This is a genomic window from Geomonas ferrireducens (assembly GCF_004917065.1).
GTDB lineage: Bacteria > Desulfobacterota > Desulfuromonadia > Geobacterales > Geobacteraceae > Geomonas > Geomonas ferrireducens.
Genome location: NZ_SSYA01000001.1, coordinates 47,844 through 72,740 on the forward strand (window position 1 = coordinate 47,844; position 24,897 = coordinate 72,740).

Below are 24,897 nucleotides of genomic sequence, written 5' to 3' on the forward strand. Positions count from 1 at the left end.
ATTAGGCCTCTTCCGCATTCAACTCGGCAAGGAGCTGGTCAAGTGAACATGCCACCCTTTCACTCGCCTCGCCTTCCTGCAGTGCCTTGCGCAGGAGTTTGAGCTTCACGTCGTTTTCCTCAAGAAGGCGCAATCCCGCGCGGACGGTTTCACTTACCGAACTGAAGTTACCTTCACGGATCTGCTCGTTGATGAAATCTTCGAAGTGCTCTCCGAGCGTTATGCTGGTGTTCTTAGCCATAACCTGTCCTCCCCCGCACACTATATATTATTTTTTGGTACCGCTCAACCATCTCCAGCTCCGCTCTCAGTGCCGACAATTGTTGACCGTCTTTGAAAAAAAAAGCGCCGTGACCAGGGAAAGTCACGGCGCAAGATTTCGGATACGGTACTGACGGCTTCTATTTCTTCATGTCGATGCCGTAGCTCTTGATCTTTCTGTGCAGGTTGCTCCGCTCCAGTTCGATCGCTTCGGCGGTCTTGGAGACGTTCCAGTCGTTCTCCTCGAGCTTCTGGATGATGAACTCGCGCTCGAACTCCTCGCGCGCCTCCCTTAAACTGGAAAGCTCCAGCACGCTGTCGAGTTTCCCCGCGCCCGCCTCGCGCTCGGCCGCGGTGTTCAGGTAGTCGGGGAGGTGGTTCAGCGTAATGGTGCCGCCGGGGGTCATGATCACCAGGCGCTCGACGATGTTCTTCAACTCCCGGACGTTACCGGGCCAGTCGTAGCGCTTGAGTGCATCCATCGCCTCGGGGACGATGCGCTTTCTCTCCCTCCCCTCCTGATCGCAGAACGCCTCCAGAAAGTAGCCGGCCAGGAGCGGGATGTCCTCGCGACGCTCGCGCAGGGGGGGCACTTTGAAGGGGACCACGTTGAGGCGGTAGTAGAGGTCCTCGCGGAAGGTGCCGTTTTTGATCTCCTCCTCGAGGAGCTTGTTGGTGGCGGCCACGATGCGGACGTCGACCTCCATGGTCCGCGTCCCCCCTACCCTTTCGAACTTCTTCTCCTGCAGGATGCGCAGCACCTTCGCCTGGGTCTTGAGCGACATGTCGCCGATCTCGTCCAGGAAAAGGGTCCCGCCGTCGGCCAGGTCAAACTTCCCCTTCTTCTGCGCGACGGCACCGGTAAAGGCGCCCCGCTCGTGACCGAAGAGCTCGCTCTCGATGAGTTCCTCTGGGATGGCGGCGCAGTTTATCTCGATGAAGGGCTTGTCGCGGCGCTGGCTGTGATAGTGCACCGAGCGGGCCACGAGCTCCTTGCCGGTGCCGTTCTCGCCGGTGATGAGGACCGAGGCGTTGGTGGGGGCGACCAAGCGGATCTGGTCGGCCAGTTGCTGCATGGGGGCCGAGGTTCCGATCATCTCGTGTCCCTGCTGCACCTGGCCCCGAAGCGCCGCGTTCTCTTCCTTCAGGCGCGTCATGGCGAGGGCGTTTTCCACCGTGACCACCACCTTCTCCAGGGAGAGCGGCTTCTCGATGAAATCGTAGGCACCGAGTTTCGTGGACTTGACCGCGGTCTCGATGGTGCCGTGACCGCTCATCATGATGACGTTCAGCCCCGGATGCAGCTCCTTCAGGCGCTTGAGCGTCTCGATGCCGTCCATCCTGGGCATCCAGATGTCGAGGAGCACGAGCCCCGGGAGCTCCTTGTTGCACATGGCGAGCGCCTCGACGCCGTCCGCGGCGCACACGGTGCGGTACCCTTCGTCCTCGAGGATCCCGGCGAGCGAGGAGCGGATTCCCTCCTCGTCGTCCACTATCAGAATGGTGTCGGTCATTACGCTCCCTTGCTAGCCGGAAAGCCCCGCTTCGCGGGCGAGGTTCCTCCAGGCGGGGAGGCTCCTCTCGATCATCCCCTTGTCCACGCAGTAGGCGATGCGGAAAAAGCCCGGTGCGCCGAAGCCCGCCCCGGGGACGAGGAGGATGCGGTGCTTCTGGGCCATCTTGACGAACTCGACGTCATCGGCCAGGGGCGACTTCGGGAAGAGGTAGAAGGCACCGTCGGGCTTAACCATGGAGAAGCCCATGGCGGTGAGCGAATCGTAGAGGAGGTCGCGCTTCACGCGGTAGGCGTCGATGTCCACGGAGACGTGCTGCAGCCCCGCCACCAGGCGCTGCATGAGGGCGGGCGCGTTCACGAAGCCGAGCACGCGGTTGGAGAAGACCGCCCCCTCCATGAACTGCTCCACGTTCTTCATGTTCGGGCTCGCAGCTAAGTAGCCTATGCGCTCGCCGGGAAGGGCGAGGTCCTTGGAGTGCGAAGTGACGATGACCGAGTTCTGCACGTAACGGAAGATGTTCGGGACGTTCTTGCCGTCGTAGGCGATGCGGGCGTACGGTTCGTCGGAGATGACCAGGATCTGCCGGTTAAGCTCCTTCTCCTTTGCCGCCACCATGTCGCCCAGGGCCTTGAGGCTTTCCGCCGGGTAGATGACGCCGGTCGGGTTGTTCGGGGAGCAGATGATTATGGCGCGGGTCTTATGGGTGACCGCGGCGGCGATGGCCGGGACATCGAGCTGGAAGGTCTCGCGGTCGGTCCAGACCTCGACCGGGACGCCGCCGTGGTTGTCGATGTAGAAGCGGTACTCGACGAAGAACGGCGTCAGGAGGATCACCTCGTCCCCCTGGTTGAGGATCGTCTTCAGCACCACGTTGAGCGCGCCGCCGGCACCGCAGGTCATCACCACCTGGCTGCCTTGGACCGGGAGCTCGCTTGCCGCGGCCAACATGCGGGCCACGGCGTCTCTGGTCTCCTGATACCCGGCGTTGTTCATGTAACGGTGCATGCCCGGAACCGGGTCCTTGGCGAGTTTTGCGAACTCGTCCTGGAACGCCGCGGGGGGCTCGACGTCGGGGTTCCCCAGGGTGAAGTCGTACACCTGGTCGGCGCCGAATTCCTTTCTGAGCTTCTCCCCTTCCTCGAACATCTTCCTGATCCACGACGATTTCGCAATGAAACCGGCTATCTTGTCGGCAACAGGCATGCTACCCTCCTTGGTTTGGTGTTCAGTTTTATTAACACATTACGTAAACCGGGGCAAGGCGTATTCCCCCCCGGCGATCACCCTACCGAAGCACCATTTTAATATTTCCCTGCATTCGCCCGGACAATCTGCTATGATACGCGCCTTGCCTTGTCATCAGAACCTAGAAGGAGGGAACAATGAAGAAGCATTGGCGCATCGAGACCCAGGCGATCCAGGAGGGATTCACCCCGAAGGACGGTGACCCGCGCATCCTGCCCATCTACCAGAGCACCACCTACAAGTTTTCCAGCGCGGAGCACGTGGCGAAGCTGTTCGACCTCGAGGTGGGGGGACACTTCTACACCCGGCTATCGAACCCGACCGCGGAAGGTTTCGAGGTGAAGATCGCGGCCATGGAGGGGGGCGTCGCAGCGATGGCGACCTCGAGCGGCCAGGCGGCCTCGACCATGGCGGTGATGAACATCTGCCAAGCCGGTCAGCATGTGGTCGCCGCCAGCACCCTGTACGGCGGCACCTACTCGCTCTTCGCCAACACCTTCCCGAAAATGGGGATCGAGGTGACCTTCGTGGACCCGGAGGCCGACGAGGCGACCATCTGTGCGGCCTTTCGCCCCGAGACCCGCTGCCTGTTCGGTGAAACCATCGGCAACCCCGGGCTCAACATCCTTGATTTCGACAAGTTCTCCCGCATCGCGAAGAAGATGCAGGTACCGCTCATCATCGACAACACCTTCCCGACACCCTACCTCTGCCGTCCCTTCGAGCACGGCGCCGACATCATTGTCCATTCGGCCACCAAGTACATCGACGGGCACGCGACCAGCGTCGGCGGGGTGATCATCGACAGCGGCAACTTCGACTGGGGGTGCGGCAAGTACCCCGAGATGACGGAGCCCGACGAGAGCTACCATGGCCTCAAGTACCTGGAGACCTTCGGCAAGCTCGCCTACATCGTCAAGGCGCGCGTGCAGCTCATGCGCGATCTGGGCCCCTGCCCCGCCCCGATGAATGCCTTTTTGTTCAACCTGGGGCTCGAGACGCTCCCGCTTCGGATGCAGCGCCACTCCGAGAACGCGCTCGCCATGGCGAAATACCTCGAAAAGCACGAGGCGGTCTCGTGGGTGAACTACCCCGGGCTTGAAAGCCACAAGAGCCACGAGCGTGCCAAGAAGTACCTCCCCAAGGGGGCGAGCGGCGTGCTTACCTTCGGCATCAAGGGTGGCGCCGCGGCTGGCAAGAAGTTCATGGAGAGCTGCCAGTTAGTTGCGCTCGTGGTGCACGTAGGGGATGCGAGGAGCTGCGTTTTGCACCCGGCGAGCACGACGCACCGCCAGCTCTCCGAGGAGCAGCAGATCGCTTCCGGCGTCTCGCCGGACCTGATCAGGCTCTCGGTAGGGATCGAGCACATCGACGACCTGATCGAGGACGTGAACCAGGCGCTTTTAGCCAGCCAAAAGTAAGATAGGCTGAAAAACAAATCCCCCCTGCCCCCCCTTCGCAAAGGGGGGGACGCCGGGGCGGCGGCAGCAGCGAAAAAATCCCCAAAAAGAAAGGGGCGAGTGGATTTCCACTCGCCCCTTTTGCTTTAACACGGCCGGGTTACTTGCCGCAGCACTTCTTGTACTTCATTCCGCTGCCGCAGCTGCACGGATCGTTGCGCCCGATCTTAGGAGAGGTCCTCATGATCGGCTGCTGGGTCACCGGTTTGCCGTCGGTGAAGAGCCAACCCTGCTTCTCCTTCTTGAACAGGGCACGCTCGTGGTGCACACGGTCCTGCCCCTGCTCCTTCCAGCGCGCGATGAACTCGACCTCACCGGTCGTATCATCCTTGCCGCCGTCCTTGGTGGCGACGATCTCCAGCCCCACCCATTCGGACTTCTCAGCCCACTCGCGGGTTCCGTCGGCGTCATACCCTTCGCGGTGCTTCGGGTGGGTGCTCTCGAAAATGAAATCGGTCTCCACGTTGACGTACGCGGCGTAGCGCGCACGCATCAACGCCTCGGCCGTCTCGGCTGCACGCTCACCCTTGATGATGGGGCGGCAGCATTCGGCGTAAGCCAGGGCGCTGCCACAGGCACAAAGCTCCATCAGTTACTCCTCCTCTTGTTGTTTATAGTTCCCGTTAGATCTCGTAGTCGGCGGCTACCACGGAAGAGCAGACGCTCTTCATGTAGGCGGCGACCTCGTTGGCGTGATACGGGTGCACCTGGTAGGCCTGCAGGTCCTCCAGGGAGTCGAACTTTGTATAAAGGGCGACGTCGGCGGAACGCTCGGAACGGATCAGGTCGACACCGACTTCAAGGTGGCGAAGCATCTCTACCTTCCCCTCCATGCTGAGCAGGCGCATCTTTGCCTTCTCCACGTTCTCTGCGGTCGCCTCTTTCAGCTTGAACAGCACTATATGCACGATCATCGTCATCCCCCAATAAGATAGTGGCGTCACAAGGACATCTGTTAATACATCGGCGCCCGCCCCCCTGTCAACGATGGTGGACGATGGCGCAAAAAAAAGGTTGCACGGCGAAAACAATGCTGATATAAGGACCAACAGGATCGAAAAGGTCTTATTTAAAATTTTATGCAATGGAGGATTAAATGACTGGCGCTTTGAAATTCATGAGTATACTTGTACTGGCCTGCCTCGTCTTCGCTTCCAACGGGGAGGCGGCCCAGAAGGTCCTTTTCGACAACGCCCACGGTGAACGCTTCCAGATCGGGGACAAGGGCCCCTTGCAACTCTCCGGTCTCGCCGAGGTGTTCCAGGGTGCCGGGCTCCAGACCGCGGTGATCGACCAGCCCTTCACCGACGCGACCCTCTCGGGTGCCGGAGCTCTGGTTATCTCGGGCGCTTTCACGCCGCTGCTTCCGAGCGAGGTCGAGGCGGTGGCGAGGTTCCTGCAAAACGGCGGCAAACTGGTGGTGATGCTCCACATCGCCCCGCCGCTCAGGTCGATCCTGGACCGGCTCGACGTGGCGTACACGAACGGCGTCATCCTGGAGCATGAGAACGTCATCGACGGGGATCCCCTCAAGTTCAAGGTGAACCGCCTCGAGGCGCACCCGGTCCTCACCGGATTGAGCGACTTCAGCCTTTACGGTGTCTGGGGCGTCATCAACCGCACCGAAAGCGCCCGGGTCATCGCTTCCACCGGCCCCAGCGCCTGGATCGACCTGAACCAGGACAAGGTGCAGACCAAGGATGAAACCGCAAGCATCGGCGTTGCCGTTGCCGGCGACCTCGGCAAGGGTAGCTTCCTCGTCTTCGGCGACGACGCCATCTTCCAGAACAAGTTCCTCGAAGGGAACAACAAGACTCTCGCAGCAAACTTGGCCGCCTGGCTCAAGTAGCGCTGTATACTCATCAAGCAAACCGACAGGAGGGATTCAATGGCACAGGCTTTGGAAATCTACAAGTGTGAGATGTGCGGCAACATAGTCGAGGTGTTCCACCCGGGCGGCGGCCAACTGGTCTGCTGCGGCGAGGAGATGGCCCTGCAGAAAGAGAATACGGTCGACGCCGCCAAGGAGAAGCACGTACCGGTCATCGAGCGCGGCGAGGGGACCATCACCGTCAAGGTCGGCAGCGTGCCGCACCCGATGGAGAGCGCCCACTACATCGAGTGGATCGAGTTGATCGCCGATGGCAAGATCCACCGCGCCCAGTTACAGCCGGGTCAGGCGCCGGAGGCGACCTTCCAGGTCACCGCTACCGACGTGAAAGCCCGCGAGTACTGCAACCTGCACGGCCACTGGGCCGCCTAGGCAAGCTCCCGCATCCACGCATGCAAAAGGGGGGACGGCTTTAAGCCGTCCCCCCTTTCTTTTTGTCTGTCCGGGTAAAAGCAAATTTCACCTAACGGCAAATCCCCCCTGTCCCCCCTTCGCAAAGGGGGGAACATTTGGCCCGCACAGTGCTTCGTGGCAGCTGTACTCCGCGTTACACCTGTAGCGGCAACTTCACCAAAAATCCTCGCAGGAACTTCTCTTGTCCCCGCCTGCGGAGCGGTTAAGCGGCGAGGAGATGCTGCGCCAGCGAGACGTTTTTCAGAAGCGGGTCGACCGGGGCGACGATGCTCGCGTAGCGCCTGCCGTTTTCCTCGGCGAGGCTCACAAGGCGCGGCGTCTCCAGGGTCTCCCCGTGCGCCCCGATAAGCACCTTCACCGCAGGCTCCACGCTCTCCATCGGGTGGGGCCTCAGCACCAGGGCGATCTCGTTCGTGTCGAGACGCACGAGGCTCCCCACCGGGTATTCCCCCATCATCGCCTCGAACTGCTGCACGAGTTCCCCGTTCAGCGAGGTTCCTGACAGGCGCCGCATGATCTCCATCGCCTCCTTGGGAAGGGTCGGCCTCTGGTAGGTGCGCAGCGTGGTGATGGCGTCGTAGCAGTCCGCGACGGAGACGATCTCGGTGTAGAGCCCGAAGGGGATCTCCCTCGCCCACTCCGGGTACCCGGTGCGGTCGTGCCTTATGTGGTGCCCGAGCACCGCCTCGGCCACCTGCGGCGGGATGTTCTTCATCTGGCGAACGATCTCCGCCCCCTCCTCGGTGTGCCGCTTCATCTGCTTGAATTCGTCGTCGGAGAGTCTACCCGGGCTGTTCAGGATGGTCTTGTCGATCCGGGTCTTGCCGATGTCGTGCAAAAGCCCGGCGGTGTTCACCTCGTGCAGCGCTTCCTTCTCGAGCCCCAGGAACGCGGCGAGGGTGAGCGCCAGGATGCCGACGTTCACCGAGTGGCTGAAGGTGTAGTTGTCGTAGTCCTTGATCATGGCGAGCCCCAGGAGGGTGGTCGGCTCTTCCATGGTCACCTGGACCATGTTTTCCACCACGCCGTTGATCCAGTCGCCGCTCGGGATCCTGCCGTTGTCGATCTCGCGCATGGTGTCGCGCACCGCTTTGAGGGCGTCCCGGTAGATGGCGGCAGGTACCAGCGCCTCCCCCTTTTCGCCCCCCTCGCCCGCCACCACGTCTTCTATACCCAGCCGGATGTTGACGATCCCCTTTCCCTCCAGCTCGGCGGGGATGGTATCGGCACTGCTGTTGCGGGCGGCAAGGGCCGCGGCGAATCCGAAGAGGTCGTCCGGGGTCACGCCGGAAAAGACGGTGCAGGCGTCGATCTCTTTCTGGGTCAGACGCTCCACCAGTTCGGTGACGGCGGCGTTCGGGGTCACCAAGAGGCACCCCTCTATGAAGAAGGTCCCCTCAACCACCCCGAGGTGCAGCTCGTGCTTCTCACCCATCATGCCGGTCAGGAGGCCGACCAGCTCCTGCAGGGGCTGGCGCACCGCGGGGTGTGCCAGGGGGTAGAGCAGCACCGACTTGATCGAGGCGGTCAAGAGCATCGCCGCCCGCTGCACGTCTTGTTTGTTGATCTCACTCATGCTCGTCGCCTCTATGCTGCATCGCTTCCAGCACCACTTGGGCGGGGCGCGCAAGTTCGCCGCCGCCTGCCGAGATTTCCTGCAGAAACGCCCGGGCCTGCTCCCCGCCAAGCGCTGCTATCGCCTCGATGGCGGACAACTTCTGCTCAAGGCGGCGCGCGGGAGCGATCAGATGGCGCCTGCGCACGAGCCGGAACAGCGGGTCGAGCGCCCGCCGGTCTCCGATGCGCCCGACGGCCCGCAGCGCCTCCTTCTTAAGCACCTGCAGTTTCCCCATCAGATCGCGGCGCGCCACGAGCTGCAGCAGCGGCTCGAGGGCCGCGTGGTTGCGGCAATTGCCGAGCCAGGTGATCGCCTGGACCGCGGCGGCCTCGTCCTCCGCCTGGATGAGCGAGAGGACAACGCCGGTTGCCTCCATGCCGCCTATGCGCGCTAGGGACCGGATGCTTTCCATGCGCACGCGCTGGTCCGGATGCTGGAGCGTCACGGTGAGCGCCCGGACCGCATCCCTCGTGCCGATCTCGCCCAGTATGGCTACGGCCATCTGCACCACCGCGATCCTGCCGTCCTTTAAAAGCGGCAGCACCTTCGGCTGGGCCGCGGTCCCCATGCGCACGAGGGCAGTGCCGAGGGCTTTACGTGAGGCTCTGCTGCCGGTAGCCGCCAGGCGCCGGGCAATCGCCTCCGCCACGGCCCCGCCGCCTAGCTTCAGGATGCGGCAGATCTCCTCTTTCTGCGGGAAATCGACGTCCTCCAGGTGGTCCAGCAGGTGCTCGGCCATCTCGCCTAGACAGAGCTGCTCCAAGACCTCCTGCGCCGCATCACGGCAGGCGGCGCTGCGCGCGGGATCGGATAGCTGCGGTATCAGGCGCAGAAAGACCACGTAGAGCCGGTCGAAGTTCCCCTCGAGCTTCAGGGGGAGCGCCTTCTTCAGCAAAAGGCGCGTAAGCTGCCGGTAGCGGGACTCGTCCTTTTCGGCCGCCAGCGCGGCAAGGATCTGGTCGATCCCCGGCTCGCCCTGCGGCGCCGTACCGCTCTGCGCTGCCACCGTTTCCGGCTCCGGCTCGGGCTCCGGCTCACGCTCCTCGTCGCCGGCCGCCCCTTCTTCGGGGGCATCCAGTTCGGGCTGTCCCGCGGTCTTTTTGGTGAAGACGGCGGTGACGTCGATCTGGTTCACCGTGACGGTCGCGACACCCGCCTTGGCAAGCATCTCGCCCACCCCCCCCTCCTCGGCGATCTTCTGTGGGGCGACCGCGAGAATGGAGAGCAGGGCCGAGAAGTCGGCGAGTGACAGTTCCGGGTGGATGGTGATGCGCTGCAGTTCGCGAGCGAAGAGTTCCTGGGCGAGCGCCTTGGTCATCGGGTTAGCTTCGATGACGCTCTGGCTGCCGGCGAGGGCGAAGCCGCCGCGCTGCACTATGAGGGAGATGCGGCCCATTGAGGCGAGGGCGGCCATGGATTGATAGGCGGAGTCGAAGATCTGCCGGCGCAGGGGATGGTTTTCCGGATAGAAGGCAAAGGCCTTCAATGCCTTTGAGGTATCGCCCAGCGCTTTTTGACATGCCGGGGCGAGCCGCTCGCTGTCATCAGCTATGTTTTTCATGTCTTCCGGCATTTCCCATTCCCGTTAAGAGGAGGCGGACGCCCGATTCTAGCCGAGGTAATGATAATTATCAAACAATTTCAGCGGTCGCTCCGTTGGCACAGGGCGTCGCCTGCCTCGCTTTGCAAGGCCCTTGCGAGCAGTTGCCATCCTTTCCAGGGAAAAAAAGCAGCTTCGGGACGGTAAAGAGAGGCATAACTATTGAACTTGAGCCTCCCGCAGCTAGAATTAGCTGGACGTTCAGCCAGACAAGCCAAGCAGTGAGGACTTAGTGCCAAAGAACAACCTAGATTCAAAGACCGTCCAGTCCGCCCTCGATGCGCTCTCGCGCCAGCCGCGCGGGTCTCGCCTCACCCGCGTCCTCCCTTTCCTTGGTCCAGCCTTCATCGCCAGCGTCGCCTACGTAGACCCCGGCAACTTCGCCACCAACATCCAAGGGGGCGCCCAGTTCGGCTACCTCCTTTTGTGGGTGATCATTGCGAGCAACCTGATCGCCATGCTCATTCAGACCCTCTCGGCGAAGCTCGGGCTCGCCACCGGTCACAACCTCGCCGAACACTGCCGCCTTCACTTCCCGAAGGCGGTTTCCCTCGGCATGTGGCTCATCATGGAGGCGGTAGCCATGGCCACGGACCTCGCCGAATTCATGGGGGCGGCGCTTGGCTTCCAGCTTTTGTTCGGCATTCCGCTTATGGCCGGCGCCCTGCTGACCGCGCTCACCACCATCGGCATCCTCGGTATGGAGCGCTTCGGCTTCAGGCCGCTTGAGGCGGTGATCTCCGCCATGGTCGCGGTGATCGCCCTTTGCTACGTGGCGGAAATCTTCATCGTGCGGCCGGACTGGGCCGACATCGCCGCGCACGTCGTGCGTCCGAGGTTCAGCGGCAGCGAAAGCGTCCTCCTCGCCACCGGTATCATCGGTGCGACGGTGATGCCGCACGCGATCTTTTTGCACTCCTCGCTCATGCAGGGAAGGATCGTCGTGAAGGACAGGAAGAAACTGCGCACCCTGTACCGCTACGAGATCATGGACGTGGTGATCGCCATGGGGATCGCGAGCTTCGTCAACATGTCCATGCTCATCATGGCGGCGGCCACCTTCTACGCCACCGGCAAGACCTCGGTTGCGACCATCGAGGAGGCGTACCGCACCCTGGAGCCGCTTTTGGGCCCGGCGGCCAAGTTCATCTTCGGCATATCCCTGCTTTTCTCCGGGCTCTCCTCGAGCAGCGTCGGCACGAGTGCTGGTCAGGTGATCATGCAGGGTTTCATACAGCGTCACATCCCGCTCTGGATCAGGCGCATCATCACCATGGCCCCCTCGCTCTTCGTCATCGCCATGGGGTTCGATCCCACCCGCACCCTCGTCATAAGCCAGGTGGTGCTAAGCTTCGGCCTCCCCTTCGCCATAGTCCCGCTGGTCATGTTCACCCGCCGCGCCGACATCATGGGTGACCTCGTCAACCGGCGCACCACCACGATGTTCGCCGGCTTCGCTGCCGCCGTCATCGTGGCGCTCAACATGTACCTGCTCTACACAACCTTCACAGGATGACCGTCATGTTCAAGCACATTCTAGTACCGATGGATGGTTCCAAACTGGCCGAGGCCGCGCTTCCCGCCGCGCGCTACATAGCCGACAAGTTCGCGGCCCAGGTGACGTTGTTCCACGTCGTGGAGAAGGACGCCCCGAGCCAGGTGCACGGCCAGAAGCACCTGACCAGCTTCGAGGAGGCACGGCGCTACCTTGAGGAGGTGGTGCAGCGCTGGTTCCAGGGGGTACACCAGGTCGAGTGTCACGTGCACGAGACCGAGACGGAGCTGGTCTCCCAGAGCATCATCGCGCACGCCGCGGAACTGGGGCACGACCTGGTAGTGATGTGCTCCCACGGGCGGGGCAAGGCCTTCCACCTCCTGTTCGGCAGCATCGCCCAGAAGGTCATCGCGGGGGGGACCCTGCCGGTACTCATCACCCATCCCGACGAGCAGGGGGAGCCTCCCCCCTTCGCCTGCCGGCAGATACTGGTACCGCTCGACACCGATCCGGAGCACGAAAAGGGGCTTCCCGTGGTGCGTGCCGTGGCCCTTGCCTGCTCTTCCGAACTGCACATAGCCACGGTGATCCCGACCTACGAATCGCTTCCCCCCGAGGAGAAGGTCTCGGCCCGGACCCTCCCCTCGACCGCCTCGCGCATGCTGGAACTGGAGGTGCGCGACGCGTCCGAACACCTGGACCTTCTGGCACGGGAACTGACCGACGCCGGGATACGCACCTCCTCGCATGTCTTAAGAGGCGATCCGGCGGAAACCATCGCGCTGGCCGCTACCGAGGCGAAGATCGACCTGATGGTGCTGGCGACCCACGGCAAGACCGGCATGAAGGCCTTCTGGACCGGAAGCGTCGCCCACGCCATCTGCAGCCGCAGCCGTTGCCCTCTTCTGCTGGTGCCGATCAGCGAGGCGTCCTGAGCGCGCTCTGATACACCCCTAAACACGAAGAAGGGGAGGAACCGTTTGAGGTTCCTCCCCTTTTTTTGACGCTCTACTGTGATGCTTTTCTATTTCTTCCCGCTCCCTTTGCACATGGTGCAGGGAACTTCCACCGGGTCGTATCCTGTCTGGCGGGAAGCGGTCATGATTTTACCTTTGCCGTTGCATTTCGGGCATCTGGATTCAAACATGGCGTTCCTCCTTTATCTGCCGTAACTGCTTTCTTTATCTATATATTTTATCAAATCTGAATAAAAGAAAGTAGCGACAACTGCCTATTAGACTGGCCTGCAGGGTCATGACGGCACCGAAAGCAAAAGGGGGAAAGGCGCCTGCCTTTCCCCCTCTTTTGTCAGTTGCTGAAACTGTACCCGCTGTAACGCCGCGCTCACCTACCGGGAGCAGGGGGCGAAAGGCGCTAGTTCGCTAGTTGCTGCGGCGGGGACGGTTTCCGGGGCGGCCGCCGGGGCGTGCCGGCTTCGGGGCCGCGCCGTTGGCGCCCGGCGCACCGGGGCCACGCCTTTCGTCGCCGCCTCGACCGGCGGGACGGCCGGAACCGGCGCTCCTGTTGCCTTGGGAGGGTTTGGCAGGGGCCGCTCCCTTCGCTTCGGCGGGCTTTCCGGCGGGTTTGGCCTCCTTCCTGCGCTGCGGCTCACGGGGGGGACGTGCGAACTCCACGTCTTTCTTCGGTGCCGGGACGGTGTAATCGAAGCCCTCCACCCGGCGCCGCTCGATCTTCGCGCCAAGCACCCGCTCGATGCTGCGCACCATCGCCTCGTCTTCACCGGTCACCATGGTGAAGGCGTCGCCGGTCTTCGCGGCGCGGCCGGTGCGGCCGATCCGGTGCGTGTACGCCTCCGGGGTGTCCGGGATGTCGTAGTTGATGACGTGCGAGATCTGGGAGACGTCGATACCGCGGGCGGCGATATCGGTCGCCACCATGATCTGGTAGGTGCCGTCCCTGAAACCGTCCAGGGCCGCCTGCCTGCGGTTCTGGGAGAGGTTCCCCTGCAGGCTGGTCGCCTTGTAGCCGCTTTTCTCGAGCTGCTCGCCCAGCCTTTTCGCACGGTACTTGGTCTTGGTGAAGATGAGCACGCTCTCCGTGTCGGAATGCTTCAAAAGCTCGAAGAGAAGCGGGGTCTTCAGGTGCTGTCCCACCGGGTAAAGCGCGTGCGAGACCGTGGCCGCGGGTGCGATGCGGCTCACCTGGATCGTTTTCGGGCGGTGCAGGATCTCGTGGGCGAGAACGCGGATGTCGTCGGGCATGGTGGCCGAGAACATGAGGTTCTGCCGCTTGTTGGGAAGCGCCCTCAGGATCTTCCTCACGTCGGGGAGAAAGCCCATGTCGAACATCTGGTCCGCCTCGTCCAGCACAAGCACCTCGATCTTCGAGAGGTCGATCGTCCCTTGGGAGATGTGATCCAAAAGGCGGCCGGGACAGGCGACCACGATATCGGCCCCTTCCTTCAGTCTCTTTATCTGGGTGTTGATGTTTACCCCGCCGTAGACAGTGATGCTTTTCAGCCGGGTCTGCTGCGCCAAGGCGATGAGCGATTCGTTGATCTGCTCGGCGAGCTCGCGGGTCGGGGCAAGCACGAGGCCGCGCAACCGGCCGCGCTCACCGTCGACCAGACGGTGCAGCATGGGAAGGCCGAAGGCGGCTGTCTTGCCGGTGCCGGTCTGGGCGAGGCCCAGGACGTCCTGTCCGGCCATGACCGTAGGGATTGCCTGCAACTGGATGGGTGTCGGGGTGAGATACCCCACGGTCTCGACGCCTGCCTGGACCTTGGGGTGAAAATTGAACTGTTTGAAATCCACTACTACTCCTGTTTCTTGGTTGTCGCGCCACAAAAAACCCCAGAAGCCTATAAAGCCCATGGGGTCGTGACTCATTAGAGTGGTGACTATAACACGAAACAGGAGAAAAGACGGCTCAAATTTATCTAATAGTGCGATTTTTCGATATTCGGCTTTCGCAGCTTCCGGAGTAGGCACATAGAGGGGGATGTCCGGCGCGAGAGCCAGGCTTTCCCCCCTCCTGCCCCTCTCCAGCCTGCGGACCGAAGCCCTAGGGTGGGCGAAGGCCCGCAGGGAGAGGAGATCCGGACGGAAAATCAGTGGCGTTCGCGATAATCCCTGCGGTCGTCGTGCCGATCGTCCCTGCGGTCATCGCGGTGCTGGTAGCCGTCACGGTAGTAATCCCTGCGTTCGCCCCAGCGACCGTCGCGCCTTTCCGCTACCGGGCGGTACCAGTTGCCGCGGTAGTGGTCCCGGTCGTGCAGATAAGCGCGGTATTCGTAGTCGCGGTAGTAGCGGATCTGTTCGTAGCGGTGACGGCTCAGCCCGTAAGGGAGCCTGCGGTAGGACGTGTAGGTCCAGGGCCCGCGGTAGCTGGCCGCCGTGTACCATCTGCCGTCACGGTACTGGTAGTAGCAGTTGTCGACGTACACCACATCGTAGGGGAGCCCGACGGAGACGTAGAAGCCGAGGGCCGGCGAGAAGATGAAGCTTGGCGGTTCGGCATAGGCCACCGGGACGGCGGGCACCGGGTAGGCTACCGGAGCGGGTGCCGGATACACAACCTGAGGGGGTGCCACCGGTACCGGGGTGACCGCCACAGGTACCCCGACATTCACGCTGACGTCAAATCTCGCCTGTGCCGTAGCAGCCCCGGCGAGCACGAAAAGAACTGCGAGTGCGATGAACCTTTTCATGATTTCCTCCTTGCGGCCTAGGCCGTCTTTCGTTTCGTGATCGTTCCAGAGTGTCAATGCGACTGTTCGCTATCTCTATCTTTGAGAACAAAGCTAACAGCACAATGAGGAACAATTGTGGAGCAAATATGGAATTTCCTGAGCGGCTAAAGATGCAATGGAAGAATCATGACAACTGTGTTAATAACAAATTGTGTAACGACTTTAACGGTGGATCGTCATGAAGATAAAGATCAAATACAGACTGTTTTGCGCCATACTGGCCGCGACCGGCGTCGTCGTAATCAGTATGTTCCTCATCATGCAGTGGAGCGTCGGGCGCGGCTTTCTCGCCTACGTCAACACCATGGAGAAGGACCGCCTGCAGCGGCTGGCGCACATCTTGGAGCGCTCCTACGACAGCAATGGGAGTTGGGAGTTTCTGCGCGGGAACCCCGAGGTGTGGCCGGAGCTGCTTGCATCGACCCGCGAAGGGCGCGAGGGGCGCGAAAGCGGTGAAACGGAGAACGTGCAGCGCAGAATGGGTCGGCGCGACCTGGCCTTCTCCAACCTGAGCGGCCAGGGACGGCACATGCCGCAGCGTTTCGCCTACCGTTTCGAGGCGCGCGTGGTGCTGCTCGATGCCGACAAAGGGGTCGTCATCGGCACCCCCGGCAACCTGGACAGCGCACAGATGAGGAAACTCACCAGCGGCGGCGACCTGGTAGGTTACGTGGCGCTCCGCCCGAGGCAGCGGCTGACCGACACCTACCAGCTCCTCTTCGTGAAGCAGCAAAAGCTCACCATGGGGCTCGTCGCCGTCATCATGCTCCTGGTCTCCGCGGCGCTCTCCCTGCCGCTCTCAAACCGCCTGGTGGAGCCGATCAAGCGCCTGGCCGCCTCCATGCACCGCCTTGCCTCCGGCGAGTTCGGCACGAGGGTTCCGGTGTGGTCACAGGACGAATTGGGGCAGCTCGCGCGCGATTTCAACACGCTTGCCCTCGCCCTGGAAAACAACGAGCGGGCGCGCAGGCGCTACCTGGCCGATATCTCCCACGAGCTGCGCACCCCCCTTTCCATCCTGCGGGGCGAGATCGAGGCGCTGCAGGACGGCGTGCGCCCCATGGGTCCCGACTCCATGCGCTCGCTGCACGCCGAGGTGATGCACTTGAACCGGCTGGTCGAGGACCTGTACCAGATATCCATGTCCGACATCGGCGCGCTTAACTACCGAAAGGAGATGCTGGACCTCACCGAACTCCTGGAGGATGCCCTGGACCCCTTCGCCCAGGAATTCAAGAACAAGGGTGTCGCTCTCTTTCCGGAACTTCCGGCCGGCGAGTTCCCCGTCTTCGCCGACCCGGTGCGGCTCAACCAGCTCTTCACGAACCTTTTGGAGAACTCGCTCAAGTACACCGACGCCGGAGGTGAGCTGTCGGTGCGACTTACGCGTCGTGATGCCTTCGCCGTGATCGAGTTCGCCGACAGCGCGCCGGGCGTGCCGCCGAGCGATCTGGAGCGGCTTTTCGAACGCCTTTACCGGGTGGAAAACTCCCGGAACCGATCCTTGGGTGGAGCGGGCCTGGGCCTGGCCATCTGCAAGAACATCGTCGAAGCACACGAGGGGACCATAGCGGCGCTCCCCTCCCCCACCGGCGGAATCCTGGTGCGGGTAGAACTGCCGCTTGCGGGGAACGTGACATGACACAGACCATCATGATCGTCGAGGACGAGGAGAAGCTCGCGAGCCTTCTGGCGGATTACCTCAGGCAGTCCGGCTTCGAAACGGTATGGATCCCCAACGGCACCGACGTGGTGCCGCGGGTGAAGGAAAGGCAGCCAGACCTCATACTGCTGGACCTGATGCTTCCGGGGCGGGACGGCCTGGAGATCTGCAAGGAGATCCGCACCTTCTCACAGCTCCCCATCATCATGCTCACCGCCCGGGTGGAGGAAATCGACCGGCTGCTCGGCCTCGAGCTCGGGGCGGACGACTACATCTGCAAGCCCTTCAGCCCCCGTGAGGTAGTGGCCCGTGTGAAGACGGTGCTGCGCAGAAGCGGCGACCATCCCGCCCCCGCGGCAGGCGGCCTCACCCTCGACCCCGAGCGCTACTCGGCACAGTGGAAGGGGCACGACCTCGACCTGACCGTGGTCGAATTCAAGCTCTTGCACTTTCTCTACCTGAACCCTGGGCGCATCTACTCGCGCACCCAGCTCATGGACCGGATCTATTCGGACCAGCGCATCGTGAGCGACCGCACCATCGACAGCCACATCAAGAAGCTGCGCAAGAAGATCGCCGCCGTGGCCCCGGAAGAGGAGCTGATCCATTCCATCTACGGTGCCGGGTATAAGTACGAGCCCCCAAGCCACAATTAACGCGGGGGGGGCCGCCCGCATCACTAAAAGCCCCCTTCTCTCCCCCAGTGGCCGCCTTCCGACACCGCTTTCCCGCAAGCCGTGTCGGCACGGATGGTCACAGCTGACCACATCTTCCTCAAATCTCAAATCTTTACTTAAGAAAATCCCATCACCACCGATACCCCCATTAGTACGCGGGAAAATGGACATAGATCTTGGCCATGCCAAGTACAGTCCGCGGGGATTTTCGAAAAGAAATCTTCCGATTGGACCATATCACATGAGCCGCCGTAGTCGATACGTCAACTAACTAAGACGTTAGAGATAGGCGTTGTGCCTAAGGGGGGGGAATAGAAATGCTAAAAAACATGAAAATCGGGACAAGGTTGCTGCTGAGTTTCGGGCTCGTCGTCTTGCTGCTGGTCGGGGTCGCCGGCACCGGTTACTGGGGGGTCAAAGACGGTGAAAACACCATGGTCAGCGTCCTCGACGGTGAAGCCAAGATCGCCGAGCACTCCGCCAGGGCCAGGGCCAACATCGTGGGGATGAGGCGGTATGAAAAGGACGTATTCCTGAACATCGCCGACGCAAAGAAGGTGGAAGAGTACTACGCCAAGTGGAATGAGGAGGCGGGCAAGGGTGCCGACCGCATCGCCGACCTCGAGAAGGTGGTACGCAGCAAGGAAGACGTTGAACAGGTGAAGATCATCAAGGAAAACTTCACGACCTACCGGGCCGACTTCGCAAAATTGGCCGCCGCCATACAGGATGGAAAAGTGAAGAGTGCCACAGAGGCCAACAACGCTGCTGCCACCTTCAAGGATATAACCCACAAGATGGAGAGTACCGCCATCGTCATGGCCCAGGAGTCAACCAAGATCATGGAGCAGGAGAAGATTGTGGTCCAGAAGGCGACCCAGCGCGTGGTCTTCCTGCTGATCACCATTTCCATCGTTGCCGTGCTGATTGCCGTCGGCTTGACGCTGCTGGTCACGGCCAGCATCAGGAAGCCGCTCCAGGTCGGGGTCGATACCGCGAACAGTCTCGCCGACGGCGACTTGACCATCGAAATCGGGCAGACCGCCAAGGACGAGACCGGCCAGTTGCTGGCCTCGATGAAATCAATGCTCAACAAACTGAGAGAGGTGGTTACCGAGGTGAAGGCTGCCACCGATTACGTGGCGCAGGGAAGCCAGGAGCTATCCTCCAGTTCCGAGGAGATGTCGCAGGGTGCCAGCGAGCAGGCGGCGGCAGCCGAGGAAGCCTCTTCCAGCATGGAACAGATGACCTCAAACATCCGGCAAAACGCCGACAACGCGATCCAGACCGAGAAGATCGCGGTGAAGTCCGCGGAAGACGCGAAAGAAGGGGGCAAGGCGGTCCTGGAAACGGTGCACGCCATGAAGGAGATTGCCAGCAAGATAAACATCATCGAGGAGATCGCGCGTCAGACCAACCTCCTCGCGCTCAACGCCGCCATCGAGGCGGCCCGCGCCGGCGAGCACGGCAAGGGGTTCGCGGTGGTGGCAAGCGAGGTGAGAAAGCTCGCCGAGCGGAGCCAGAAGGCGGCAGGGGAGATCTCGGAATTATCCGCCAACAGCGTGAACATCGCCGAACGCGCAGGCGAACTTCTCGCCAAGATGGTGCCCGACATCCAGAAGACCGCCGAGCTGGTCCAGGAAATCAGCGCCGCCAGCCGCGAGCAGGATACCGGTGCCGAGCAGATCAACAAGGCGATCCAGCAACTCGACCAGGTCATCCAGCAAAACGCCAGCGCCTCCGAAGAGATGTCCTCGACCGCGGAGGAACTCGCCTCGCAGGCGGAGCAGCTGCAGTCGACCATAGCCTTCTTCAACATAGGCGAAACCGGCAGGGGGAGAGGCGGCGCCGCCAAAGCGGCCAAAGCCGCGCAAAAACAACCTGTCAAGACGATGACCGCAGCAAAGAGCGGGCCCCAGGCCGGCGCGCACCTGGGCAAAGCGGTCGGTGCAGACCTCAACATGGACGAGGAGTTCGAGAGATTCTAGAAAGGCTGCAGGAGCAATGAAAAAAGCCGGGTGCCCGGTGACCATCTAGGTCGCCTCGGCACCCGGCTTTTTATGTTTTCTCCACTCCGACAGTTAGAGAAGCTCCACCTCGCTCACCCTCACTATCAAAAGCGCCTGACGGAACGCTGCAGTCAGTTGCTTTCTGTACTTCGTCCACCAGGCCCGGTCCAGCGTCTCGGTCATCACCTCGTATATGACGATGTCGTCATGGACCGTGGTATCCTTGGTCTCCTTCCAGAGCCCGCGCGCCGGCGAGCGCATGTAGGTGGTGATGCCGCCGAAACGCTCGGACAGCTCGTCGCGTACCTTGAGGAACTCGTCCTGGGTGAACGGCTGTCCCTCGTTGTCGTAAAGCGGCAGAAGGATTTGGATCAGGTGCATGATACCCCCGCTACGAAGTTTCGCGCACGTCCATGATTTCCCTTACGTGCGGACGGATCGCCTCAACCAGCTTCTCCTTGGGAACCCCCTGAACCTTGAAGGTGTTCACCCAGGTGTCGCTCGTGTTGCCGTCGACCTCGCTGAAGCCGAGCCCCACGATGTCCCCGCCCGCCTCGTAGATGGTCTTCGCGACGTCGGCCAGGGTTCCCTTCGCGCCGGTGGTGGCAACGGTGATGCGTACGCCCTTACGGCGTCCCCCCAAAAGCTCGAGAAGGATGTTGAAGAGATCGGACTCGGTGATGATGCCGACGAGCTTGCCGTCGGTGACCACCGGCAGGCCGCCAATCCTGCTGTCCACCATGATGCGCGCGGCCTCCTCCAGCGGGGTGTCCTCGGAAACGGTGATCACGTCCTTTGCCATGCACTTCTCTACGGTTAGCTTGGCAAGCAGGTCGTGGATCTCCCATATGGCGAGCGAGGTCGCCGGTGAGGGGGAGGCTTGCAGCAGATCGCGGTCCGATACGATCCCGACCAGTCGGCCGGAACGGTCTACTACGGGGAGGCGCCGGATCTTCTTTTCCCCCATCAGACGCAGCCCTTCGGTCACCGAGATGTCCGGAATGATGGTTATCGGGTTTTTTGTCATCCTGTCTCGTACTAGCATTGTGGCACCCTCCTAGATGTATTGTGCTGCAGCCGGCTTCATTGCCGATTCATGTTTTCCGAAGACGGTACGGCGGACGGCAGTGAGGCCCCCTCAGGGACCGCCCCACCCCCCTCGGGAACCTCGCGGTTGGAAGCTTTCTTCATCATGATCACCGCCCGGTCCTTGAGCTTCATGCTCCCGTCGACCAGGTAAGTCACGTAACTCTTGTAAAGGAACACCATGACGCCCGCGAAAAAGGAGATGTAGATGACCCTTGAGAGCATGGGAGAGGAGAGCCAGGAGGCCAGCTTCACGACAGCAACAAACAGCAGTGTTATCGCCGCGACGATGGCAAGCGGTTTGATCCACACATGCCGCGAGGCTAACTGGGCGAAAAGCCCATGCTTCTGCTCCGACGCCTCCTGCGGCGCCGACACGCTCACGCTGCCAGAGTCGAGAGCTGGGGCCGCTTGGCCGGCGGCCTCCTTTTTCGGCTCTTCGCGTATCACCCTCATGGATGCGCGAAATTTGGCGGGGACCGACTCGAGGCGGTTTGTCATGTGAACGATACCGCGGCTATCGGTGTACCTGTAGTAATCGGCGAGAAGTCGTGATGGAAATGTACAGGAAAGGCAAATGGCTACGAACAGCAGAAGTGGCAGTAGTACGTTCTTATTCATCTTCCCTCCCAACAACGGCCATCTCGGCCGCCATCACATGGAAAATTGCATCACACTCCTACGGTAACAGCCCGTCGACCAGATCAAGCACGACCTGATCGCGGTTCAACGTGTAGATGTGCACCCCAGGGACCCCAGCGGCCAGAAGCTCCTCGGCCTGTTTGCGCGCATGCGCGACACCAACCTTCTGCACCGCGGCCGCCCCGCCCTGGCGATCGGCCTCCTCGAGCTCGGCGAGGTACGCCGCTGGGAGTGTCGCCCCGCAAAGCGAGATGATGCGCTGGATCACCTTGAGGCTCACCACCGGGATGATACCGGGAATGATAGGCTTGTCAACGCCGATGGAACGGGCCTTGGCGACGAAATCGAAGTAGTTATCGTTGTCGAAGAAGAGCTGGGTGATGGCGAAGTCCCCCCCCTGGTCCAGCTTGAGCTTCAGGTACGAAAGGTCGTGCTCGGCATCCACCGCCTCCGGGTGCACCTCGGGGTACCCCGCAACGCCTATCCCCATGTCAGGGTGGCACTCCTTGATGAAGGCGGCGAGGTCGGAGGCATGCAGGAGGGTGCGGCAGGCGGAAAATTCCGGCGGGGCATCCTGCGGAAGATCGCCCCTGAGGGCGAGGACGTTGTCGACCCCGGTCTCGACCAGCCGGTCCAGGAAGAGCTGCAGATCGCCGCGGTAGGCGCCGATGCAGGTGAGATGCGCCATGGTGTCGAGGCCGTGCTCGTTTCTCAGCCGGCTCACGATCTCGAGGGTGTCCCCCTTGGTGCTCCCGCCGGCACCGTAGGTGACCGAGGCGAAGAGCGGCTGCAACTGCGCCAGGCGGTCCGCCACCGCGAAGAAGGCGGGCCATTCGTTCTTGTCTTTTGGTGGAAAGAATTCAAGGGAGATGAACTGCTTTTGCAGGCGGTCCATCTTTTCGACTATCTTCATGCCATCTCCGTAGCTGGTCCGTCCGCCACAGGGCATCACGGCGCTTGTGACAGACGTCTTTGTCTCCTCGACAGGGACGAAGTGGACTTTAGCATTTTTTTATAAGGAAATCGACTACAGTGTGCCGTGTCACAGAGGCAAAAAATACGTTGCCCCGCGAGCGAAAGGGATGCTATAAGTGTACGATTGGCGACCACAGGCAACCCTGTGGTTTTTTCATTTTTCGCAGAAGGAGCACCGCATGATCAGCGCATCAAACGTCACCCTCTCCTACGGCAAGAGGGTGCTCTTCAAGGATGTAAACATAAAGTTCACCCCGGGCAACTGTTACGGGCTCATCGGCGCCAACGGCGCGGGGAAGTCGACCTTCCTCAAAATCCTCGCGGGCGACATCGACCCGGACAAGGGGGAGATCTCGATCGGCAAGGGTAGGCTCGCGGTCCTGAAGCAGGACCAGTTCGCCTACGACGAGCACACCGTGTTCAACACCGTCATCATGGGGCACAAGAAACTCTATGAGGTGATGGCCGAGCGCGAGGCGATCTATTCGAAGCCGGAGTTCAGCGAGGAGGACGGCATCCGTTCCGCCGAACTGGAGGCCGAGTTCGCCGAGATGAACGGCTACGAGGCGGAGAGCGAGGCCGCAGTACTCTTAAACGGCCTCGGCATCCCCGAGGAGTTGCGCGGCAAGCTGATGAAGGAGTTGGAAGCGGGTGACAAGGTACGCGTGCTTTTGGCCCAGGCCCTTTTCGGGAACCCGGACGTGCTCCTTCTGGACGAGCCTACCAACCACCTGGACCTGAAATCGATCGCATGGCTTGAAGACTTCCTGTACCGCTTCCAGAATACCGTGATCGTCGTATCCCACGACCGACACTTCTTGAACCAGGTCTGCACCCACATAGCCGACATCGACTTCAGCCGCATCCAGGTTTACGTCGGGAACTACGACTTCTGGTACCAGGCGAGCCAACTGAACCTGAAGCAGCGCCAGGACGAGAGCAAGAAGGTCCAGGACAAGGCCGCCGAACTGAAGGAGTTCATCCAGCGCTTCTCGTCCAACGCATCGAAGGCGAAGCAGGCGACCTCCAGGAAGAAGCTTCTGGAGAAACTCACCATCGAGGACATGCCGGTATCCTCCCGCAAGTACCCGTACGTGGTCTTCAAGCCGGAGCGCCCCTGCGGCGACATCATCCTCGAGGTGAAGGGGCTTTCCAAGACGGTGGACGGGGTGCAACTCTTCAAGGACCTGGACCTGATCGTCAGGAAGAACGACAAGATCGCCTTCGTGGGGAGCAATTCGCTCGCGAAGAGCACCCTGTTCCAGATCCTCGCGGGCGAATTGGAGCCGGACGAGGGTACCTACCGCTGGGGCATCACCATAACCAACGCGTACTTCCCGAAGGAGAACGGCGACTACTTCAAGGGAGACCTGAACCTGATCGAGTGGCTGGGGCAGTACTCCCCGCCGACCGAGGGCGAGAGCTTCGCGCGCGGCTTTTTGGGCAGGATGCTCTTCTCCGGCGATGAGGCGACCAAGAAGACCAGCGTCCTCTCCGGCGGCGAGCGAGTCCGCTGCATGCTCTCCAGGATGATGCTCGCTGGCGCGAACGCGCTGATTCTTGACGAGCCGACAAACCATCTGGACCTTGAGTCCATCACGGCCCTGAACAACGGCCTCATCTCCTACACCGAGGTGGTGCTCTTCTCCTCCCACGACCACGAGTTCGTCTCCACCGTGGCGAACCGGATCATCGAGATCACGCCGGGCGGCATCATCGACCGCGACATGAACTTCGACGACTACCTCGAGGACGCCGACGTCCTCGCCGAGCGCGAGAGGCTGTGCAACGGCCACGCCGAACTCAGCCTGTAGTCGTCAGGCAGTAGAAGCAGGAAAAACGAAGGGGGCTTCCGGTTACGGAAGCCCCCTTTTTTTATTCTGAAAGCGGAAAGCTTTTACGCGCCCACTTTCAGGAAGTTCCTGACCCCGGTGAAGACGATCTGGGCGGCGAGCGCGGCGACGAAGAGACCGGTCAGCTTGCTCAGTATGGTGATCCCCTTCTTGCCGACTATGTGCTCGATGGAGGAGGCGCACACGAGCAGGATGCCGACGCACAGAACCGCCATGGCGAGTGCGGCAAGCCCCACGAAGACCTGCCAGTTGTGCTGCACCTCCGCACCCATGACGAGGAGCGCGCCGGTGGTCCCCGGCCCGACGGTCACCGGGATCGCAAGAGGTACCACGGAGATGGCGTCGCGCTTCTCGCTTGTAGGTGCGCTGTCGTCACCGTGCACCATGTGCACCGCGGAGAGGAAAAGAAGGCTCCCCGCACCGATCCGGAAGGAGTCGAGCGTGATGCCGAAGAGGGAGAAGAGCGTGTTCCCGAAGGAGTAGAGGACGAAGCAGGCAACGAGGACCGCGAGGGTCACCCGGAACGCGGTGGCGCGCCGTTCCCTTGCGGTGAGCTCGGGGGTCATGGCAAGGAAGGTGGAGAGGACGAAGAAGGGAGTCAGCAGGAAGAAGAACCTGATCCACACGGTGAAGAAAAAATCCGAATAAGCTTCCATCCTGAAACTGCTCTCCTTTTTTGTAGGACCTCCATCCATACAGAGGGAGCAGTCGAGGTGCCCAAAGTTGTAGGGGCGAATGATTATTCGCCCCTACAGACACCTGCAAGCTCCCCCCGTCAG

Annotated in this window: 24 protein-coding genes; 9 read left to right on the forward strand and 15 right to left on the reverse strand. The window is 61.6% G+C overall.

The features are described 5' to 3' along the window. Nucleotide 1 precedes the first annotated feature (1 nt). The 3 genes from E8L22_RS00240 to E8L22_RS00250 all read right to left on the reverse strand — a co-directional run bounded on the left by E8L22_RS00240 (nucleotide 2) and on the right by E8L22_RS00250 (nucleotide 2,981). The gene (locus tag E8L22_RS00240; protein WP_136523297.1) at nucleotides 2–241 is read right to left on the reverse strand and encodes a type II toxin-antitoxin system ParD family antitoxin; all 240 of its coding nucleotides are present in this window, start codon (nucleotides 239–241) and stop codon (nucleotides 2–4) included. Between the two features lie 160 nt (nucleotides 242–401). Then, nucleotides 402–1,775, reverse strand: coding sequence for a sigma-54-dependent transcriptional regulator (locus E8L22_RS00245; protein ID WP_136523298.1), 1,374 nt, complete (start codon nucleotides 1,773–1,775; stop codon nucleotides 402–404). A 12-nt stretch (nucleotides 1,776–1,787) separates the two neighbouring features. Further along, nucleotides 1,788–2,981: a pyridoxal phosphate-dependent aminotransferase gene (locus E8L22_RS00250; RefSeq protein WP_136523299.1), complete on the reverse strand. Its 1,194-nt coding sequence runs from the start codon at nucleotides 2,979–2,981 to the stop codon at nucleotides 1,788–1,790. 179 nt (nucleotides 2,982–3,160) lie between these two features. On the opposite strand from E8L22_RS00250, the gene E8L22_RS00255 reads away from it, so the two are divergent. Next, complete coding sequence (locus E8L22_RS00255) at nucleotides 3,161–4,444, forward strand: O-acetylhomoserine aminocarboxypropyltransferase/cysteine synthase family protein (protein WP_136523300.1); 1,284 nt, start codon at nucleotides 3,161–3,163, stop codon at nucleotides 4,442–4,444. 139 nt (nucleotides 4,445–4,583) lie between these two features. Here E8L22_RS00255 and E8L22_RS00260 read toward each other — a convergent pair whose 3' ends face one another. Beyond that, nucleotides 4,584–5,075 carry a YchJ family protein gene (locus tag E8L22_RS00260; RefSeq protein WP_198420131.1) on the reverse strand — a complete coding sequence of 164 codons (492 nt, stop codon included), beginning with the start codon at nucleotides 5,073–5,075 and terminating at the stop codon, nucleotides 4,584–4,586. A gap of 31 nt (nucleotides 5,076–5,106) precedes the next feature. Then, nucleotides 5,107–5,397, reverse strand: a complete 291-nt coding sequence (locus E8L22_RS00265) for a Dabb family protein (RefSeq protein ID WP_136523302.1) — start codon at nucleotides 5,395–5,397, stop codon at nucleotides 5,107–5,109. Nucleotides 5,398–5,600: 203 nt separating this feature from the next. On the opposite strand from E8L22_RS00265, the gene E8L22_RS00270 reads away from it, so the two are divergent. Then, nucleotides 5,601–6,332, forward strand: coding sequence for a DUF4350 domain-containing protein (locus tag E8L22_RS00270; protein ID WP_246044473.1), 732 nt, complete (start codon nucleotides 5,601–5,603; stop codon nucleotides 6,330–6,332). 39 nt (nucleotides 6,333–6,371) lie between these two features. After that, nucleotides 6,372–6,746, forward strand: coding sequence for a desulfoferrodoxin (locus tag E8L22_RS00275; RefSeq protein WP_136523304.1), 375 nt, complete (start codon nucleotides 6,372–6,374; stop codon nucleotides 6,744–6,746). Between the two features lie 244 nt (nucleotides 6,747–6,990). Here E8L22_RS00275 and E8L22_RS00280 read toward each other — a convergent pair whose 3' ends face one another. Both E8L22_RS00280 and E8L22_RS00285 read right to left on the reverse strand, forming a co-directional pair. Beyond that, a complete protein-coding gene (locus E8L22_RS00280) occupies nucleotides 6,991–8,364 on the reverse strand; it encodes an HD-GYP domain-containing protein (protein WP_136523305.1) in 1,374 nt (457 codons plus the stop codon). After that, nucleotides 8,357–9,967 carry a HEAT repeat domain-containing protein gene (locus E8L22_RS00285; RefSeq protein WP_162604749.1) on the reverse strand — a complete coding sequence of 537 codons (1,611 nt, stop codon included), beginning with the start codon at nucleotides 9,965–9,967 and terminating at the stop codon, nucleotides 8,357–8,359. Before E8L22_RS00285 ends, E8L22_RS00280 begins: the two co-directional genes overlap by 8 nt. Before the next feature lie 271 nt (nucleotides 9,968–10,238). Between E8L22_RS00285 and E8L22_RS00290 the strand changes: the two genes are divergently transcribed. Together E8L22_RS00290 and E8L22_RS00295 are read left to right on the forward strand one after the other, a co-directional pair. Beyond that, the gene (locus tag E8L22_RS00290; RefSeq protein WP_136523307.1) at nucleotides 10,239–11,522 is read left to right on the forward strand and encodes an Nramp family divalent metal transporter; all 1,284 of its coding nucleotides are present in this window, start codon (nucleotides 10,239–10,241) and stop codon (nucleotides 11,520–11,522) included. Between the two features lie 5 nt (nucleotides 11,523–11,527). Next, on the forward strand, nucleotides 11,528–12,436 hold the full coding sequence (locus E8L22_RS00295) for a universal stress protein (protein ID WP_162604750.1): 909 nt from the start codon (nucleotides 11,528–11,530) through the stop codon (nucleotides 12,434–12,436). Between the two features lie 89 nt (nucleotides 12,437–12,525). On the opposite strand, the gene E8L22_RS21845 is transcribed toward E8L22_RS00295, so the two are convergent. From E8L22_RS21845 to E8L22_RS00305, 3 genes are all read right to left on the reverse strand, one after another. Next, a complete protein-coding gene (locus tag E8L22_RS21845; RefSeq protein ID WP_281275028.1) occupies nucleotides 12,526–12,648 on the reverse strand; it encodes a hypothetical protein in 123 nt (40 codons plus the stop codon). A gap of 235 nt (nucleotides 12,649–12,883) precedes the next feature. Then, complete coding sequence (locus E8L22_RS00300; protein WP_136523309.1) at nucleotides 12,884–14,275, reverse strand: DEAD/DEAH box helicase; 1,392 nt, start codon at nucleotides 14,273–14,275, stop codon at nucleotides 12,884–12,886. Between the two features lie 296 nt (nucleotides 14,276–14,571). Further along, nucleotides 14,572–15,171 carry a hypothetical protein gene (locus E8L22_RS00305; protein ID WP_136523310.1) on the reverse strand — a complete coding sequence of 200 codons (600 nt, stop codon included), beginning with the start codon at nucleotides 15,169–15,171 and terminating at the stop codon, nucleotides 14,572–14,574. 220 nt (nucleotides 15,172–15,391) lie between these two features. On the opposite strand from E8L22_RS00305, the gene E8L22_RS00310 reads away from it, so the two are divergent. The 3 genes from E8L22_RS00310 (at nucleotide 15,392) to E8L22_RS00320 (ending at nucleotide 19,541) form a co-directional block, all read left to right on the forward strand. After that, nucleotides 15,392–16,855, forward strand: a complete 1,464-nt coding sequence (locus E8L22_RS00310; protein WP_136523311.1) for an ATP-binding protein — start codon at nucleotides 15,392–15,394, stop codon at nucleotides 16,853–16,855. Beyond that, the gene (locus E8L22_RS00315) at nucleotides 16,852–17,532 is read left to right on the forward strand and encodes a response regulator (protein ID WP_136523312.1); all 681 of its coding nucleotides are present in this window, start codon (nucleotides 16,852–16,854) and stop codon (nucleotides 17,530–17,532) included. Before E8L22_RS00310 ends, E8L22_RS00315 begins: the two co-directional genes overlap by 4 nt. A 338-nt stretch (nucleotides 17,533–17,870) precedes the next feature. After that, a complete protein-coding gene (locus E8L22_RS00320) occupies nucleotides 17,871–19,541 on the forward strand; it encodes a methyl-accepting chemotaxis protein (protein ID WP_136523313.1) in 1,671 nt (556 codons plus the stop codon). Nucleotides 19,542–19,634: 93 nt separating this feature from the next. Here E8L22_RS00320 and E8L22_RS00325 read toward each other — a convergent pair whose 3' ends face one another. The 4 genes from E8L22_RS00325 to E8L22_RS00340 are packed head-to-tail and all read right to left on the reverse strand — an operon-like array spanning nucleotide 19,635 to nucleotide 22,203. Next, nucleotides 19,635–19,943, reverse strand: coding sequence for a hypothetical protein (locus tag E8L22_RS00325; protein WP_136514657.1), 309 nt, complete (start codon nucleotides 19,941–19,943; stop codon nucleotides 19,635–19,637). Nucleotides 19,944–19,953: 10 nt separating this feature from the next. After that, nucleotides 19,954–20,589, reverse strand: a complete 636-nt coding sequence (locus E8L22_RS00330; RefSeq protein ID WP_246044475.1) for a CBS domain-containing protein — start codon at nucleotides 20,587–20,589, stop codon at nucleotides 19,954–19,956. Nucleotides 20,590–20,645: 56 nt separating this feature from the next. Continuing rightward, entirely contained in the window at nucleotides 20,646–21,269 is a 624-nt protein-coding gene (locus E8L22_RS00335; protein ID WP_136523314.1) for a hypothetical protein, read from the reverse strand. Nucleotides 21,270–21,327: 58 nt separating this feature from the next. Continuing rightward, the gene (locus E8L22_RS00340; RefSeq protein WP_136523315.1) at nucleotides 21,328–22,203 is read right to left on the reverse strand and encodes a methylenetetrahydrofolate reductase; all 876 of its coding nucleotides are present in this window, start codon (nucleotides 22,201–22,203) and stop codon (nucleotides 21,328–21,330) included. Between the two features lie 241 nt (nucleotides 22,204–22,444). On the opposite strand from E8L22_RS00340, the gene E8L22_RS00345 reads away from it, so the two are divergent. Next, a complete protein-coding gene (locus tag E8L22_RS00345; protein WP_136523316.1) occupies nucleotides 22,445–24,079 on the forward strand; it encodes an ABC-F family ATP-binding cassette domain-containing protein in 1,635 nt (544 codons plus the stop codon). An 83-nt stretch (nucleotides 24,080–24,162) separates the two neighbouring features. On the opposite strand, the gene E8L22_RS00350 is transcribed toward E8L22_RS00345, so the two are convergent. Further along, nucleotides 24,163–24,774 carry a MarC family protein gene (locus E8L22_RS00350; RefSeq protein ID WP_136523317.1) on the reverse strand — a complete coding sequence of 204 codons (612 nt, stop codon included), beginning with the start codon at nucleotides 24,772–24,774 and terminating at the stop codon, nucleotides 24,163–24,165. Nucleotides 24,775–24,897 lie beyond the last annotated feature (123 nt).

Excerpts from the sequence above, each read along its gene's own strand:
- E8L22_RS00325 (WP_136514657.1), bottom strand. The coding sequence starts at position 19,943 with ATGCACCTGATCCAAATCCTTCTGCCGCTTTACGACAACGAGGGACAG.
- E8L22_RS00305 (WP_136523310.1), bottom strand. The coding sequence starts at position 15,171 with ATGAAAAGGTTCATCGCACTCGCAGTTCTTTTCGTGCTCGCCGGGGCT.
- E8L22_RS00245 (WP_136523298.1), bottom strand. The coding sequence starts at position 1,775 with ATGACCGACACCATTCTGATAGTGGACGACGAGGAGGGAATCCGCTCC.
- E8L22_RS00240 (WP_136523297.1), bottom strand. The coding sequence starts at position 241 with ATGGCTAAGAACACCAGCATAACGCTCGGAGAGCACTTCGAAGATTTC.
- E8L22_RS00270 (WP_246044473.1), top strand. The coding sequence starts at position 5,601 with ATGAGTATACTTGTACTGGCCTGCCTCGTCTTCGCTTCCAACGGGGAG.
- E8L22_RS00340 (WP_136523315.1), bottom strand. The coding sequence starts at position 22,203 with ATGAAGATAGTCGAAAAGATGGACCGCCTGCAAAAGCAGTTCATCTCC.
- E8L22_RS00285 (WP_162604749.1), bottom strand. The coding sequence starts at position 9,967 with ATGAAAAACATAGCTGATGACAGCGAGCGGCTCGCCCCGGCATGTCAA.
- E8L22_RS00265 (WP_136523302.1), bottom strand. The coding sequence starts at position 5,397 with ATGATCGTGCATATAGTGCTGTTCAAGCTGAAAGAGGCGACCGCAGAG.
- E8L22_RS00310 (WP_136523311.1), top strand. The coding sequence starts at position 15,392 with ATGAAGATAAAGATCAAATACAGACTGTTTTGCGCCATACTGGCCGCG.
- E8L22_RS00345 (WP_136523316.1), top strand. The coding sequence starts at position 22,445 with ATGATCAGCGCATCAAACGTCACCCTCTCCTACGGCAAGAGGGTGCTC.
- E8L22_RS21845 (WP_281275028.1), bottom strand. The coding sequence starts at position 12,648 with ATGTTTGAATCCAGATGCCCGAAATGCAACGGCAAAGGTAAAATCATG.
- E8L22_RS00255 (WP_136523300.1), top strand. The coding sequence starts at position 3,161 with ATGAAGAAGCATTGGCGCATCGAGACCCAGGCGATCCAGGAGGGATTC.
- E8L22_RS00275 (WP_136523304.1), top strand. The coding sequence starts at position 6,372 with ATGGCACAGGCTTTGGAAATCTACAAGTGTGAGATGTGCGGCAACATA.
- E8L22_RS00335 (WP_136523314.1), bottom strand. The coding sequence starts at position 21,269 with ATGAATAAGAACGTACTACTGCCACTTCTGCTGTTCGTAGCCATTTGC.
- E8L22_RS00330 (WP_246044475.1), bottom strand. The coding sequence starts at position 20,589 with ATGACAAAAAACCCGATAACCATCATTCCGGACATCTCGGTGACCGAA.
- E8L22_RS00315 (WP_136523312.1), top strand. The coding sequence starts at position 16,852 with ATGACACAGACCATCATGATCGTCGAGGACGAGGAGAAGCTCGCGAGC.
- E8L22_RS00250 (WP_136523299.1), bottom strand. The coding sequence starts at position 2,981 with ATGCCTGTTGCCGACAAGATAGCCGGTTTCATTGCGAAATCGTCGTGG.
- E8L22_RS00350 (WP_136523317.1), bottom strand. The coding sequence starts at position 24,774 with ATGGAAGCTTATTCGGATTTTTTCTTCACCGTGTGGATCAGGTTCTTC.
- E8L22_RS00320 (WP_136523313.1), top strand. The coding sequence starts at position 17,871 with ATGCTAAAAAACATGAAAATCGGGACAAGGTTGCTGCTGAGTTTCGGG.
- E8L22_RS00280 (WP_136523305.1), bottom strand. The coding sequence starts at position 8,364 with ATGAGTGAGATCAACAAACAAGACGTGCAGCGGGCGGCGATGCTCTTG.
- E8L22_RS00295 (WP_162604750.1), top strand. The coding sequence starts at position 11,528 with ATGTTCAAGCACATTCTAGTACCGATGGATGGTTCCAAACTGGCCGAG.